Origin of the sequence: Rathayibacter sp. VKM Ac-2928 (assembly GCF_022815545.1) — a bacterium.
GTDB lineage: Bacteria > Actinomycetota > Actinomycetes > Actinomycetales > Microbacteriaceae > Rathayibacter > Rathayibacter festucae.
In genome coordinates this window covers 186647-200712 of the sequence record NZ_JALGRU010000005.1, presented here as the reverse complement: position 1 = coordinate 200712, position 14066 = coordinate 186647, and the positions used below count along the sequence as shown (strand labels likewise).

Below are 14066 nucleotides of genomic sequence, written 5' to 3'. Positions count from 1 at the left end.
CATGCTGGTCGAGTAGCCCCGGAGGGGCGTATCGAGACCCACCGTCCGTCAGCACGCGGTGCCATCCATGCTGGTCGAGTGGCCCTGGAGGGGCGTATCGAGACCCACCGTCCCACGGACGCCGGTGTGCAGAGCCGACCTTCAGGCCACGGTGGATCTCGATACGCCCGCTGCGCGGGCTACTCGATCAGCATGCTCAACCCCGGCTTGTAGCCTGGTCCGATGACACCCGCACCCCGCGCCGTCCTCTCCCGCCTGCTCCGGGACGCGACGCTGGCGCGCGGAGTGGCCGGCGACCTGCTGACCGCGCGGCGGGCCCGCCGCGACGTCGCCCGCGAGCTCGCGGCCCGCGCGCCGCTGACACCCGGTGTCTTCGAGATCGGCGTCTACTTCGCCGACGGCGACATCAACCTCTACCAGCTGCGCCAGTGGTACGCGCCGCTGCAGGAGCTCGCGAAGACCCATCCGGTCGTCCTCCTCTCCCGGAACGCCACCGCCACCCGGGCGCTGCTGCGCGAGAGCCCGATCCCGGTCGCGCACGTGCGCTCCGTCGCCGACCTCGAGACCGCCATCGACGAGCAGCCGCTGCGGATCGTCCTCTACGTCAACCAGAACGCGCGCAACTTCCAGATGATGCGCTACGGGCGCCGCTGGCACGTCTTCGTCAACCACGGCGAGAGCGACAAGATGTACATGACGACCAACCAGTTCAAGGCCTACGACTACAGCTTCATCGCCGGCGACGCCGCGCTCGCGCGCCTGCGCCGCGTCCTCTGGGACTTCGACTTCGACAAGCGCGCCCTCGCCATCGGCCGCCCGCAGGCGGACCACGTCTCGGGCCGCACCCCGTACCCCGAGGACGGGCGTCGGGTGGTCCTCTACGCCCCCACCTGGGAGGGCGACCGCCCCGCCGCCGGCTACGGCTCGATCCGCACCCACGGCGTCGCGCTCACCCGCGCCCTGCTGGCCGACTCCCGCTACCGCCTCGTCTACCGGCCGCACCCGCGCAGCGGCGCCGTCGATCCGGCGTACGGGGCCGCCGACCGCGAGATCGTCGCGCTGATCGCGGCGGCGAACGCGGCGGACCCGGCGGCCCGGCACGTGCACGACACCTCCGCCGAGCTCGGCTGGCAGCTCGCCGCCGACATCGCGGTGCTGGACGTCTCGGCCATGGTCTACGACCGGCTCGCGACCGGCCGACCGCTGCTGGTCACCCGGCCGATCAGCCCGGCGGCCGAGGTCGACGAGTCCGGCTACCTCGGCGATGCGGAGTGGCTGCGCGCCGAGGACGCGGCCGCGATCGTCGCCCGGCTCGAGAGCGTCGAGCACGACGAGGCGGCGGTCGAGCGCCTCGAGCGCTGGGTCGCCCACTACTTCGGCGACACCAGCCCCGGAGCCGCGACCGCCCGCTTCCACGCGGCGATCGAGCAGCTGCTCGCCGAGTGGGACCGGCACGCCGAGCTGCACCGCGACGACGCCGCCGTCGACGAGCACGATCCCGAGCACTGAGCGGGCCGCCGGCCACACGGCCGGCCACCCCTCCGGCGCCCGTCCGTCAAGCCTTCTCCCGCGGCGCGGGCGGCCGTCCGCGCCCCGCTACGCTCGACGCATGATCACCCCGCGCGCCTTCGCCCGCTCCCGCCGGCGTGCCGCCGCGCCGGCCCAGCCCGTCGTCGAACCCGACATCGTGGTGTCGAGCGACCCGGAGCGACCGCAGTTCACCATCCGCTCGTTCCGGATCGGCCTCTTCGGCGGTCTCGGCGTGCTCGTCGCCCTCGTGGTCGGCGGGCTCGTCGTCTCGCTGAGCACGGTGCTCACCTACGTCTTCGTCGCCCTGTTCTTCGCCCTCGGCCTCGACCCGCTCGTCTCCTGGCTGGAGAGCAAGAGGATTCCGCGCGCGCTGGCGATCACGATCGTGCTGGCCTCGGTGCTGCTGATCTTCGCCGGGCTGCTCCTCTACATCATCCCCATCCTGATCGAGCAGCTCACCATCTTCGTGACGAGCGCTCCCCGGATCGTCTCCGACATCGCCTCGCAGCCGTGGGTGCTCGACCTGGAGCGGCAGCTCAGCGGTGTCGTCGACGTCGACTCGCTCATCGGCAACGTGCAGAGCTTCATCGGCAACCCGAACAACCTGCTCTCGCTCGGCGGCGGCATCCTCGCGGTCGGCAGCGGCATCGCGAGCGGCGTGACCGGCGCGATCATCGTGCTGATCCTCACCCTCTACTTCCTCGCCTCGCTGCGCTCGATGAAGTCGGTCGCGTACCGCTTCGCGCCCGCCTCCCACCGCCCGAAGGCGCGCGAGGTCGGCGAGGAGATCACCGGCGCGGTGGGCCGCTACGTCGTGGGCCAGGTCTCGCTCGCGGCGGTCAACGGCGTGCTGACCTTCATCCTGCTGCTGATCATCGGCGGCCCGGTGCCGGCGCTGCTGGCCTGCGTGGCCTTCCTCGGCTCGCTGATCCCGCTCGTCGGGACGATCTCGGGCGCCGTCATCATCTCGCTCGCCTGCCTGCTCGCCTCGCCGGTGACGGCGCTCGTCGCGGCGATCTACTACCTCGTCTACATGCAGGTCGAGGCGTACGTCCTCAGCCCGAGGATCATGAACCGCGCCGTGTCCGTGCCCGGCGCCGTCGTCGTCATCGCGGCGGTCGCGGGCGGCACGCTCGCGGGCGTGCTGGGGGCCCTCGTGGCGATCCCCGTGGCGGCGTCGGTGATCATCGTGGTGCAGAAGGTCGTGTTCCCGAGGCAGGACACGAAGTAGGGTCCACTTCGGCGCGTCGCTTCGCGACGGCGCGGGGGCGGCTCGGGGCGCGTCACTGCGTGACGGCGCGGGTGCGGTACCTCGCCGCGGCTCCTTCCCGCGCGCCTGCGGCGCGCCCGCCAGACCCGAGCCAGGAGCCGCGACGAGGCACCGCACCCGCGCCTCGTGCTCGGCGGAGGGCCCCAGCATGCTGGTCGAGCAGCCCTGGAAGGGCGCAACCATGATGGTCGAGTAGCCCCGGAGGGGCGTATCGAGACCCGCGTCGTCAGCGGGGCGGGTCTGCAGACTCGTCCTCCCAGGACGGTGCGGGATCAGCGGAAGGGCGGCACCGTGCTGTCGACCGTGCTGGTGAAGGCGTTCACGGACGCGGGCGGCTCGGGAGCGGAGCCGGGGGCCGGCGCCGCGGGGAGGGTGCGGGTGACCAGGGGGACGGTGCCCGCCCAGACGCCGGGGGTCTGGGCGTCGTCGTCGGAGGGGCCGGCGGCGCGGATCTTGAGGCTCGCCTCGGCGAGGGGCAGGCGGAGGACGAGGGTGGCGGCGATCTCGCGGGCGGTGCTCGGGCGGGTCTCGGCGGGGCGGCCGGGCAGGAAGCGCTCGGTGAGCAGATCGAGGGCACGGGCCTTGCCGGGGCCCTCGACGGGCTCGGCTCGACCGAGGATCATCGCGGAGCGGTAGTTCATCGAGCTGTCGAAGGCGGAGCGGGCGACGACGAGGCCGTCCACGAGGGTCACGGCGACGGTGAGCAGCGAGCCGCGCGCCGCCTCGCGCAGGAGGCCGCCGCCGCTCGAGCCGTGCAGGAGGAGGTCGTCGCCGTCGCGGGCGAAGAGGATCGGCAGCACGATCGCGGCTCCGTCGCGGACGACGGCGACGTGCGCGATCAGCGCTTCGTCGAGCAGGGCGTCCAGGGCGCCGCGGTCGAGGACCTGGCGGTCGCGGAGCCGGGTGACGCGGGTGCGGTCGGTGGTGTCGAGGGTGTCCATGGTCCGAGGATCGCGTCCGCACTGGATCTGCGAGAATACCAGGGAGCCACGGATCGAGTGGTCCAGAACGGGGGAGTCGATGGCGTCCGGTGATCTCGAGGTGCCGCTGCTGCTGCGGGTGCCGGAGCGCGGAGAGGTCCGCTCGGGGCTGGCCGAGGCGCTGCGGGCGGCGGTGCTGGACGGCCGCTACGGGGCGGGGGACGCCATCCCCTCCAGCCGGGTGCTCGCGCAGCAGCTCGGCGTCTCGCGCGGGTCGGTCGTCGCGGCGGTCGATCAGCTGGTCGGCGAGGGCTACCTCGTGGCGCATCCGCGCGCGGCGGTGACGGTGGCGGCGGACGGGGTGGTCGTGCCGATCCGGTCCCGGGTCGCGCGGGCGGAGCCGGCGGTGATGCCGGCGACGGCCCGCTTGGATCTGCGGCCGGGGCGCCCGGACACGCGTGATCTGGACGGGCCGGAGTGGCGGGCCGCCTGGCGGCCGGCGCTCTCGGCGCCGCCCTCGGAGCTGCCGTCGGCGGCGGGGCACGCGGGTCTGCGGACGCGGATCGCCGAGCAGCTGCGGCGCTCGCGCGGGATCGACGTCGAGGCGGAGGACGTCCTCGTGACGAGCGGGACCGCGGACGCCGTCGCACTGCTGGTGCGGGCGGCCGCCGCTGCGCTCGGCCGGCCGGTGCGGGTCGCGGTGGAGGACCCGGGCTACCCGGCGGTGCGGCGGCGGCTGCGCGCGGAGGGCCACGAGGTCGTCGGGGTGCCGGTCGACGCGGACGGCATCGACCTGGACGCGCTCGCGACGAGCGGCGCGGACGTCGTGGTCGTCACGCCCTCGCACCAGTACCCGACCGGAGGGCGCCTGGCGCTCGCCGCCCGGCTCGAGCTGGTGCGCCGCGCGGCGACGGAGCGGCTGCTGGTGATCGAGGACGACTACGACAGCGAGTTCCGCTACGTCGGCGCACCGCTGCCGGCGCTCGCGTCGCTCGACGGCGGCGGGGGAGTGGCGCACGTCGGCTCGTTCTCGAAGACGGTGTCGCCTTGGCTGCGGGTGGCCTACCTGGCGCTGCCGCCCTCGTCGTGGCTGCACGGGGCGGTGCGGGAGATCGACGCCGAGCGCGACGCCTCCGTCTCGGGCCCGACGCAGGAGGCGCTCGCCGCGTTCATGGCGGGCGGCGGCTTCCGGCGGCACCTCACCCGCTCGCGGCGCCGCTACGCTCACCGTCGCGGGCTGGTCCGCGACTTCTCCGAGGCGATCGACTGGGGCTCGGCGCGTGGACTCGACGGCGGGCTGCACGTCGTGCTCGGGCTGCCCGCGCCGCTCACGGCGAGGGCGGTCGTCGCGGCACTCGCGGCGGAGGGGCTCCTCGTCGCTCCGCTCGACGACTACGCCCTGGCCGACCGCGCGGAGGAGGAGGCGCTGGTCCTCGGCTACGGCAGCGCGAGCGATCTCGAGCTGACCGCCGCGCTGAGCACGATCGACCGGACGGTCCGCGCTCTGCTCGGCAGCGACGCCGGTGTCCGTGGTATCCCTGGAGGATGACCGCCGACTCCGCCCTGCACATCACCGACGACGCCGACGCCGACGCGCTGCTCACCCGCGACCCGCTCGCCCTGCTGATCGGGATGCTGCTGGATCAGCAGGTCGCGATGGAGACGGCGTTCTCGGGGCCGCTGAAGCTCGAGCAGCGCCTGGCCGAGGAGGGGTCGTCCTTCGACGCGGCCGCGATCGCGGACTTCGACGAGGACCGCTTCTCGGAGCTGTCCCGGACGCCTCCGGCGATCCACCGCTACCCGGCGAACATGGCCGGCCGGGTGCAGACTCTCTGCCGTGCGATCGTCGACGACTGGGACGGCGACGCCTCGGCCATCTGGACCCGCGACGACCCCGACGGCCGCGAGGTGCTCGCCCGCCTCACGGCACTGCCCGGCTTCGGCGACCAGAAGGCTCGTATCTTCGTCGCCCTGCTCGGCAAGCGCCGCGGTTTCGAGGGCGACGGCTGGCGCGAGGCCGCCGGCGCCTACGGCGAGGAGGACTCGTTCCGCTCGGTCGCCGACATCGTCTCCCCCGAGTCCCTGGCCAAGGTCCGCGCCACGAAGCAGGCCGCCAAGGCCGCCGCCAAGGCCAAGAAGTAGGACGCGCGCGCGGCTCGCGCCTCACGCTGATCGAGCAGCCGCAGCAGCGAAGCCGCTTCGCGTCTCTGTGGTGAGGGAGAGGACGCGGCTGCGCCCCGTCATGCTGGTCGAGCAGCCCCGCAGGGGCGTATCGAGACCCGCCGTCACCAGCAGGACGGGTCTGCAGACTCGTCTTCTGACCACGGTGGATCTACTGGGAAGAGTCGCCCGCAGACATGCTGGTCGAGTAGCCCCGCAGGGGCGTATCGAGACCCTCCCACCCAAGGACGTCGGTCTCTTCCCCGCTCTGCGCTGGCGTCGGAGGCGCCCCCTCCGCTCGATACGCCCGCTCCGCGGGCTACTCGATCAACAGGGAAGCAACGGCTCCGCGCTCTGCTCCCGGACTCGACCGGCGAGATCGAGGACCGACGTGATGCAGCTGCTCTCCGTGCCGATCCCCGCGCCCCCTGGTCCGAACCGCTCGGCGATGGTTACCGTGTCGTGTCTCCTTCCAAATCTCGCGATCCGGTCGGATGACTTCACCGGGCCGGGTGGACACGACTGAACGGACGTCGGACAGTGTCCTTCCAGGTCGCGTCCCCCACCCGGTCCGGCCCTCCGATCCCTCTGGACGCAGAGCGGAGCAGCCGCAGGCGGCGGCGTATCGAGACCTGCGGGAGCGTGCCGTACCGGTAGCGTGGCGCCGATGCTGCCGTTCGACACCGCGCGCCTGCGCTTCCGCGAGATGACCGAGGTGGACCTGGATCTCCTGGCCGAGCTGCTCGGGGATCCCGAGGTGATGCGCTACTACCCGGCCCCGAAGACGCGCGCTGACGCCGCCGATTGGATCGCCTGGAACCGGCGCAACTACGAGCGCGACGGCTTCGGGCTGTGGGTCATCGAGACCATGGACCGCGAGTTCGTGGGGGACTGCGGCCTGACCTGGCAGAGCGTCAACGGCATCCCCGAGCTGGAGGTCGGCTACCACGTCCGCTCCTCCCTGCAGGGGCGGGGGTACGCCACGGAGGCCGCGACCGCCTGTCTCGAGTCGGCTCGACGGCGCGGCCTCGCGGACCGCCTCGTGGCGATCGTCCATCCCGAGAACAGCGCCTCTCAGCGCGTCGCCGAGAAGATCGGGCTCCGCGTCGCCGGTGAGGACCGCGACGGAGGTCCGCTGGTGCGGATCGTCCTCGCGACGCCGCTCGACGGGCCCCGGTCCTGTCCCGAGGAGGGTTGAGAGGCCGGAGAACGATTCGGCCCGAGCTGCGCGGCCGAGGTCGTCCGGTGGGTGGATCTCGATACGCGCCCGGCGGGCGCTATTCGATCAGCATGGCGCGGCTCGGCCGGTGGGGAAGCGGACGCTCATCCCCGGCATGTTGGTCGAGCAGCCGCAGAGCGGCGTATCGAGACCCGGAATCCGGATCGACTCGTCGATTCCGTTCCACAGGTGGCCGGTGTCCTCATGACGAAGGCTGAGTGCGTCGAACACGAGCGGGTCCGCTGGTTCGGGACGCTCAGCCTCCGTCCTGCGGGCGCCGAAGGCTAGAGGCGGTCGGCGAGCGCCGCGATGAGGGCCGCGCGGTCCTCGCGGAGGATCGAGGCGCCCGCGCCGGGGATCGTGCGGACCTCCGCGCCGTGGTCGGCGAGCACATCACCGAGCGAGGAGTGGCCCAGCGGGTCCTCCGGCAGCACAGCGAGCGTCGGCACCGGGAAGGCGTCCGGCGCTTCGGCGGCGCCGCGCGCCGTCAGGCCGGAGGCGGACTCCGGGTCCCAGAGCGCGTGGGCCGAGACGTCGAGCTCGATCTGCTCGTCGGTCCAGATCGGGTGGCGGTGGCGCAGCTCGTCGGCGTCGCCCTTCTCGACGTGCGCGATCGAGCCGCCGCGGCGCAGGGCACTGGTCAGCCCCTTCGCGTCGGAGAAGGCGGGGTCGAGCAGGATCAGCCGCTCGGCGCGGTACTCCGGGGCGAGCCGCGCGGCGACGACGGCGCCGAGGCCGTGCCCGATCACCAGGTCGGGCGACTGCAGGACCGAGGCGCGCACGTCCTCCGCCCAGTGCTCGACGGAGTAGGCCGGCGACTTCGGCGAGCCGCCGTGCCCGGCGAGGTCGGGCGCGACGACGCGGTAGCCGTGCTCGTGCAGCGTCGGCACCAGGGCGTACCAGATGCGGGAGTCGGTGCCGAGACCGTGCAGCAGCAGCGCGATCTTCTCGCCGGTCCCGCCGTAGTCGCGGACGTGCAGCTCAAGCGGCTCGGCACCGGCCGCGAGCGCCTTCCGCTCCGCCTTCGTCGGCGGGAGCACGAAGGTGTTGCCGAACTCGCGCGGGGCCGGACCGAACGCGTCCCGCGCGCTCTGCACGACCTTGCGGCCGAGCATCGCGTTGCCGACGCCGCCCAGCGCGGCGCCGATCCCGAACGGCATCGCCCGCCCGACCAGCCCGGCGCCCTGCTGCGCGAGGAAGTGCTTGGCGAAGGACTTCTTGGCCCGGTCGGCCAGCTCGCCCACGAGGAACGACGGCAGCCCCTTGGTCACCACCGATCCCCAGTACTGGTTCATCCCGGTGCTGGTGCCGGTCGCGTGCCCGGCGACCTGGCGCACCAGCTCGCTGCCGGAGGAGCCCATCATCAGCGTGAGCACGAGGGCGCGGGCGCGGTCCGGGTCCTCGAGGCGGATGCCGTGCACCTCGGTGACCGACTGCGCGAAGAGGGCGCTCGCCTCGAGGAAGCCGATCGCACCGGCGCCGGAGAGCGCGACAGACGCGGCGGTGCCGATCCCGGGGACGACCGCGGTCGCTCCGATGGCTGCGCCGCCGGCGGCGACGCTGGAGAGGTACTGGCGCTCGAGGGAGGTGATCAGCTGCTCCGGAGTCGCGTTCGGCCGGCGACGCCGCAGCGCCCGGATGTTCGCGAGGACCGCGGGCCGCTGGACGGCGAGGACGCGGTCCAGGATCCGGGCCAGCTGCGCGTTCTCGACGTCGGCGGCGCCGGCCTGCTCGAGCTCGTCGCGGTCCTTGCGGTCCTTCTTCGAGGACATGTCTGCACTCCTGCGTCGTGAGGACCCGCGCGTCGCGCTGTCACGACGAGCTCCGGGCCGTGCGGCTCGGACTGCCGGTCACTCCGCGGCGGGCTGCGCTTTCGGCGCGTAGTCCTCAGAATACCGGGCGAGAACCTGATCGATCGGTGCGTCGAGCACCAGCGCGCCCTTGTCCAGGTAGAGCCCGCGGGTGCAGAAGCGGCGGAGGTCGCGCTCGTTGTGCGAGACGAAGAAGAGCGTCCGGCCGGCCGCGAGCAGCTCCTCGATCCGGGCGTAGCACTTCTCGCGGAAGGCCTTGTCGCCCACCGCGAGGACCTCGTCGACCAGGATGATCGGCTCCTCGAGCCGCGACACCACCGAGAACGCGATCCGGACCTTCATCCCGCTGGAGAGGTGCTTGTACGGGGTGTCCAGGAAGTCGCCGATCTCGGCGAACTCGATGATCGAGTCGAACCGGTCGTCGACCTCGCGCTTGGACATGCCGTGCAGCCCCGCGGTCAGGTAGACGTTCTCCCGGACGCTGAGGTCGGCGACGAAGCCGCCGGTGATCTCGATCAGCGGAGCGACCCCGCCGCGGACCTCGACCACGCCCTCGTCCGGCAGCACGACCCCGGCGACGAGCTTCAGCAGCGTCGACTTGCCCTGGCCATTGCGGCCGACGACGCCGATCGCCTCGCCCGCGTGCACCCGGACGTCGAGGCCGCGCAGGGCCCAGAACTCGCCGGGCTGCGAGCGCCGGGTCCCGCGCGAGAAGAGGTCCTTGAAGGAGCGACGGCCGCGGCGGTTCCGCCGGAACCGGATCCCGAGACCCCGGCACTCGATCACGACAGGGGAGTCCCCGGCGGGAGCGCGGCCGGCGAGGGAGTCGCCGCCGGAAGCGCGGTCGGGGGCGTCCACGCTCACAGCTCCTTCAGCACCGCGCGCTCGGAGCGGCGGAAGACGATCAGGCCGAGACCGAGCACGAGGAACGAGATCAGCACCGAGGTGAGGATGAGCGGCAGGTCGAGCTCGCTCGCGAAGAAGGTGGAGCGGTAGAGCGCGAAGATCCCGCTGAGAGGGTTCAGCGCGGCCCACGGCCGGATCGCGTCGGGCAGGTTCGCCGTCGAGTAGATGATCGGCGAGGCGTAGAAGAGGAAGCGCAGCACCAGCTTGATCGCGCGCTCGAGGTCGCGGAAGAACACGACGAGCGGGGCGACCAGCAGGCCCACGCCGAGCGTGAGCACGCCCTGGAGCAGGATCGCGAGCGGGAAGAGCAGGATCGCCGGCGTCACGCCCGCTCCCGCGACGACCGCGAAGAGCACGAGCACCGGCAGGCTCGCCACGAACTCGATGCCCTTGGACAGCACGATCCGGCCGACCCAGATGGTGCGCGGGATCGATGTGGAGCGCACGAGCTTCGCCTCGTGGAGGAAGGCCCGCGTCGCGTCGGAGGTCGCCTGGTTGAACCACATCCACGGCAGCAGGCCCGCGAGCAGGAAGACGATGTACGGGTCCTCGCCGACGGTGCGCTTGAAGACGACGGTGAAGACGAAGTAGTAGATGCCCGACATCACCAGCGGGTCGAGCACCGACCACACGTAGCCGAGCGCGCTGGTGGCGTACCGGACCGTGAGGTCGCGCTTGGTCAGCAGCCAGAGCGAGTGCCGATAGCGCCAGGCCCGCGAGCGGTGCGGACGCAGGGCGGTCGCACCGGCGTCGACGCGTGCGGGGCTGCTCACGGCAGGCGACTCCTCTCGACCGGCTCGGATCGAGCCGGACGAGACGCGAGCCTCAGACGAAGAGGTTCGCCCGCTCGAGATCCTCGGCGAAGTCCACCTCGACGGCGTAGAGGTCGGAGATGTCCATCGGCTCGACGAGCAGTCTGTCCTGCTCGATCGCCAACTCTATTCCACGCTCGAAGTAGTCCTGGGCGTCGACCCGGGCCAGCTGGCGGATGAGCGCCGGCTTGTCCGCGGCCGAGACGTAGTTGATCCCGACGGCCTCGCCGAGACCGCGCTTGACGGTCTTGGACAGCTCGTCGATGTAGCCCTCGGCGCTGGTCGTGTACTTGACCTCCTCGTCGGACACCTTCGCGGTGTTGACGGTGACGAAGGAGACGTCCTTCGCGATGAGGTCCGCGGTGCGGTCGAGGATCCGCGGGTCGAAGACGACGTCGCCGTTCATCCAGAGCACGCCGCCCTGGCCCGAGGCCTGCAGTGCGCGGAGGAGGCTCTTCGAGGTGTTGGTCTGGTCGTACTGCTCGTTGTAGACGAACGTCGCCGAGGGGAACGCCTCGATGATGTGCTCGAGCTTGTAGCCGACGACGATGCTCACCGGCACCTTCGTGCCGAAGGCGTGGTGGATGTTGTCGAACTGCTGCTGCATGATCGTGCGGCCGTCGCTCAGCGGCGTCAGCGGCTTCGGCAGGGAGCGGCCGAGCCGGCTGCCCATGCCTGCGGCGAGGATGACGACGGAGGCGGGCGCACCGGTGGAGCCGCCGGCGGGGGCGGTCGGGAAGGGCTTGCTCGTCATGGGTTCTCCTCGCGTCGATCGCGGCGGAACGATGTGTTCACCGCCGCGTAGCGATCCTTAACCGGCGTGCAGCGACCTGATCGCTTCCTGGGTCACCACTTAGTGTACTGTGCACGCCTTCGAAGGCCAGGGGTTGCCAGGAGCCGTGTCGGCGCGATGGATCGGAGGCTCCTCTCCACAGGGCCCGGCGCGCCCCGTCCCCGTCCGGAGCGACTTGGTACCGTAGCCGGATGACGTCCGCGACGAACGCCGAGGAATCCGAGCGCGACGGCGCTCCGCCCGCCGAGTCGCCGACTCCCGCAGAATCCGTCGCGACGGAGGCGGCGGCCCCGGCCGCTCCCGCGCGGACGGCCGACCCCTCGCAGCAGCCCGAGACCGCCCAGCCCGCCGACCCCGAGCACCCCGTCGTCTTCGAGCTGCACGCCCTCACCCGCACCTTCGGGCGCACGGTCGCGGTCGACCGCATCGACCTCGCCGTCCGCGCCGGCACCTTCTACGGGATCATCGGCCCGAACGGCGCGGGCAAGACCACGACGCTGTCGATGATGACCGGCCTCCTCCGCCCCGACACCGGCCGCGTGCTCGTGCACGGCGTCGACGTCTGGAAGGACCCGCGCGCCGCGAAGCCGCTGATCGGCGTCCTGCCCGACCGTCTGCGCCTGTTCGACCGGCTGACCGGCGCGCAGTTCCTCTACTACTCCGCCGCGCTGCGCGGGATCGACCGGAAGACCGCCAAGCAGCGCACGGTCGAGCTCGCCGAGGCGCTCGGCCTGACCGACGCGCTCGAGCGCCTAATCTCGGACTACTCCGCGGGCATGGCCAAGAAGGTCGCGCTGGCCGGCGCGATGATCCACGCGCCCCGCGTCCTGGTGCTCGACGAGCCGTTCGAGTCGGTCGACCCGGTCTCCTCCGCGGCCGTGATCACCGTGCTGCGCCGCTTCGTCGCGGGCGGCGGCACCGTCGTCCTCTCCAGCCACGGCCTCGACTTCATCGAGCGCGTCTGCGACGACGTCGCCGTGATCGTGGGCGGCAAGGTTCTCGCCGCCGGGTCCGTCGAGGAGGTCGCCGGCACCGCGACGCTCGAGGAGCGCTTCCTCGAGCTCGCGGGCGGCAAGCAGATCGCCGAGGGGCTGCAGTGGCTGCACGACTTCTCCGGCTGAGGCTCGACGTCCTGCTCGGCGCCTTCCGCTCGGGCGCGCGACACGCGGGCGGCGCCCTGCTCGGAGTGCTCGTCGTCGTCGTGGCGACCGCGGCGCTCCTGGCCGGCCTCGGCACGCTCGAGCCCGGCTCCTGGCTCGCGGACGACGCCGTCGTCGCCGGGGGAGCGGTCGTCACGCTCGGCTTCCTGGTGCTCCCGTTCCTGCTCGGACCGAAGGATCCGATGGACCCGCGGGCGTTCCGGCTCTTCGGCATCCCGAGCGGCCGGCTCGCGGCCGCTCTCGCGCTGGCCGGGCTCGCCTCGCTCCCCGTGCTCGCGCTCGTCGTCCTGGGTGCGGCGTCGATCCGGCTCTTCCCGGGCGCCGGACTGCTGGCGGTGCTCGGCCCGCTGCTCGGCGTGCTGACCGCGGCGCTGCTGGCCAGGATCGGCCTCGCCGCCTCGTCGGCGCTGGTGCCCTCCCGCACTGCGCGGGAGCTGCTCGCGGTGCTCGGCCTCGTCCTCCTGCTCACCGCGCCGGTCGCGCTCGTGCTCACCACCGGACTCGACTGGGGCGGCGAGGGCTCCGAGGCGCTGGAGCGGCTTGCCGCCGTCCTCGCGCCCACCCCGTTCGGCGCCGCCTGGGCGATCTCGCCGAGCGCGGCCTCCGGGGCGGTCGCCGGCCCGCTGCTGACCGCGCTGCTCACCCTCGTCGTCGCCGGGGCGCTCTGGTGGCTGGTCGTCCGCGCGCTGACCGTTCGCCCCGAGCGCACCTCCCGGCCGCCGCGGGGGCTCCGCCTGGGCTGGTTCGACGTCCTCGGCGGCAGCCGCACCGGGGCCATCGCCGCGCGCAGCACGACCTACTGGCTCCGGGACCCCCGCTACCAGGCGTCGCTCGTCGCGGTCCCGCTGCTCCCGGTGCTCGCCGTGGTGCTGCTGGCCCTGGTGGGAGTGCCGTTCCCGCTGCTCTCGCTGCTGCCCGTCCCGCTCGTCGCGCTGTTCCTCGGCTGGTTCCTGCACAACGACGTCGCCTACGACGGCTCGGCCTTCTGGCTGCACGCCGCCGCCGGGGTGCGCGGCTGGTCGGACCGGCTCGGCCGCGCCTTCCCGACGCTGCTGCTCGGCCTGCCGGTCGTCGTGCTCGGCTCGCTCGTCAGCAGTGCCACGTCCGGCCTCGACGATGCGCTGCCGGTCCTGCTCGCGGTGAACGCCGCGCTGCTCCTGGTGCCCGCGGGGGTCGCGAGCGCTCTCTCCGCGCGGCTCGCCTACCCGGCGCCGCGTCCCGGCGACAGCGCCTTCGTCCAGCCGCAGGCGCCGGGAGCGAGCGGGGCCGGCTCGCAGGCGCTCGCGTTCGGCCTCGGGCTGCTGCTCTCGGCGCCGGCCGTCGTGCTGGCGGTGCAGACCCTGTTCTTCGAGGGCGACCGGGACCAGGCGATCCTCGCGGGCCTCGGCAGCGCGGTCGGCGTCTTCGCCCTCGGCGTGCTGCTCGGCGGCTTCCTCTTCGACCGCCGCGCGGCCGAGCTGGTCTCGTTCACGAGCCGCTACTGAG

12 protein-coding genes are annotated in these 14066 nt (G+C 72.9%); 7 read left to right on the top strand and 5 right to left on the bottom strand.

Going from position 1 to position 14066, the window contains the following annotated elements:
• Positions 1–222 precede the first annotated feature (222 nt).
• Both MT350_RS18185 and MT350_RS18180 read left to right on the top strand, forming a co-directional pair.
• Complete coding sequence (locus tag MT350_RS18185) at positions 223–1509, top strand: hypothetical protein (protein ID WP_243598550.1); 1287 nt, start codon at positions 223–225, stop codon at positions 1507–1509.
• A 100-nt stretch (positions 1510–1609) separates the two neighbouring features.
• Positions 1610–2761 carry an AI-2E family transporter gene (locus MT350_RS18180; RefSeq protein ID WP_123705088.1) on the top strand — a complete coding sequence of 384 codons (1152 nt, stop codon included), beginning with the start codon at positions 1610–1612 and terminating at the stop codon, positions 2759–2761.
• A 311-nt stretch (positions 2762–3072) separates the two neighbouring features.
• Here the strand turns inward: MT350_RS18180 and MT350_RS18175 are convergent, their stop codons facing one another.
• The gene (locus MT350_RS18175) at positions 3073–3741 is read right to left on the bottom strand and encodes a pyridoxamine 5'-phosphate oxidase family protein (protein ID WP_243598551.1); all 669 of its coding nucleotides are present in this window, start codon (positions 3739–3741) and stop codon (positions 3073–3075) included.
• A gap of 79 nt (positions 3742–3820) precedes the next feature.
• Here MT350_RS18175 and MT350_RS18170 point away from each other — a divergent pair, with 79 nt between their 5' ends.
• The 3 genes from MT350_RS18170 (at position 3821) to MT350_RS18160 (ending at position 7078) form a co-directional block, all read left to right on the top strand.
• The gene (locus tag MT350_RS18170) at positions 3821–5269 is read left to right on the top strand and encodes a PLP-dependent aminotransferase family protein (RefSeq protein WP_243598552.1); all 1449 of its coding nucleotides are present in this window, start codon (positions 3821–3823) and stop codon (positions 5267–5269) included.
• A complete protein-coding gene (locus MT350_RS18165; protein ID WP_243598553.1) occupies positions 5266–5862 on the top strand; it encodes an HhH-GPD-type base excision DNA repair protein in 597 nt (198 codons plus the stop codon). The genes MT350_RS18170 and MT350_RS18165 overlap by 4 nt, the downstream gene beginning before the upstream one ends.
• Positions 5863–6547: 685 nt before the next feature.
• Positions 6548–7078 carry a GNAT family N-acetyltransferase gene (locus MT350_RS18160; RefSeq protein WP_243598554.1) on the top strand — a complete coding sequence of 177 codons (531 nt, stop codon included), beginning with the start codon at positions 6548–6550 and terminating at the stop codon, positions 7076–7078.
• Positions 7079–7383: 305 nt separating this feature from the next.
• Here MT350_RS18160 and MT350_RS18155 read toward each other — a convergent pair whose 3' ends face one another.
• The 4 genes from MT350_RS18155 to MT350_RS18140 form a co-directional block, all read right to left on the bottom strand.
• Positions 7384–8871 carry an alpha/beta fold hydrolase gene (locus MT350_RS18155; RefSeq protein ID WP_243598556.1) on the bottom strand — a complete coding sequence of 496 codons (1488 nt, stop codon included), beginning with the start codon at positions 8869–8871 and terminating at the stop codon, positions 7384–7386.
• A gap of 78 nt (positions 8872–8949) precedes the next feature.
• Entirely contained in the window at positions 8950–9696 is a 747-nt protein-coding gene (locus MT350_RS18150; protein WP_243616406.1) for an ABC transporter ATP-binding protein, read from the bottom strand.
• Positions 9697–9770: 74 nt separating this feature from the next.
• Positions 9771–10589, bottom strand: a complete 819-nt coding sequence (locus tag MT350_RS18145; RefSeq protein WP_374204629.1) for an ABC transporter permease — start codon at positions 10587–10589, stop codon at positions 9771–9773.
• Positions 10590–10641: 52 nt separating this feature from the next.
• The gene (locus tag MT350_RS18140) at positions 10642–11382 is read right to left on the bottom strand and encodes an NTP transferase domain-containing protein (RefSeq protein ID WP_123448011.1); all 741 of its coding nucleotides are present in this window, start codon (positions 11380–11382) and stop codon (positions 10642–10644) included.
• Positions 11383–11612: 230 nt separating this feature from the next.
• On the opposite strand from MT350_RS18140, the gene MT350_RS18135 reads away from it, so the two are divergent.
• Positions 11613–12542: an ABC transporter ATP-binding protein gene (locus MT350_RS18135; RefSeq protein WP_243598557.1), complete on the top strand. Its 930-nt coding sequence runs from the start codon at positions 11613–11615 to the stop codon at positions 12540–12542.
• Complete coding sequence (locus MT350_RS18130; RefSeq protein ID WP_243598558.1) at positions 12518–14065, top strand: hypothetical protein; 1548 nt, start codon at positions 12518–12520, stop codon at positions 14063–14065. The genes MT350_RS18135 and MT350_RS18130 overlap by 25 nt, the downstream gene beginning before the upstream one ends.
• The last annotated feature ends 1 nt before the right edge of the window (position 14066 follow it).

Excerpts from the sequence above, each read along its gene's own strand:
- MT350_RS18185 (WP_243598550.1), top strand. The coding sequence starts at position 223 with ATGACACCCGCACCCCGCGCCGTCCTCTCCCGCCTGCTCCGGGACGCG.
- MT350_RS18155 (WP_243598556.1), bottom strand. The coding sequence starts at position 8,871 with ATGTCCTCGAAGAAGGACCGCAAGGACCGCGACGAGCTCGAGCAGGCC.
- MT350_RS18160 (WP_243598554.1), top strand. The coding sequence starts at position 6,548 with ATGCTGCCGTTCGACACCGCGCGCCTGCGCTTCCGCGAGATGACCGAG.
- MT350_RS18135 (WP_243598557.1), top strand. The coding sequence starts at position 11,613 with ATGACGTCCGCGACGAACGCCGAGGAATCCGAGCGCGACGGCGCTCCG.
- MT350_RS18175 (WP_243598551.1), bottom strand. The coding sequence starts at position 3,741 with ATGGACACCCTCGACACCACCGACCGCACCCGCGTCACCCGGCTCCGC.
- MT350_RS18140 (WP_123448011.1), bottom strand. The coding sequence starts at position 11,382 with ATGACGAGCAAGCCCTTCCCGACCGCCCCCGCCGGCGGCTCCACCGGT.
- MT350_RS18180 (WP_123705088.1), top strand. The coding sequence starts at position 1,610 with ATGATCACCCCGCGCGCCTTCGCCCGCTCCCGCCGGCGTGCCGCCGCG.
- MT350_RS18165 (WP_243598553.1), top strand. The coding sequence starts at position 5,266 with ATGACCGCCGACTCCGCCCTGCACATCACCGACGACGCCGACGCCGAC.
- MT350_RS18170 (WP_243598552.1), top strand. The coding sequence starts at position 3,821 with ATGGCGTCCGGTGATCTCGAGGTGCCGCTGCTGCTGCGGGTGCCGGAG.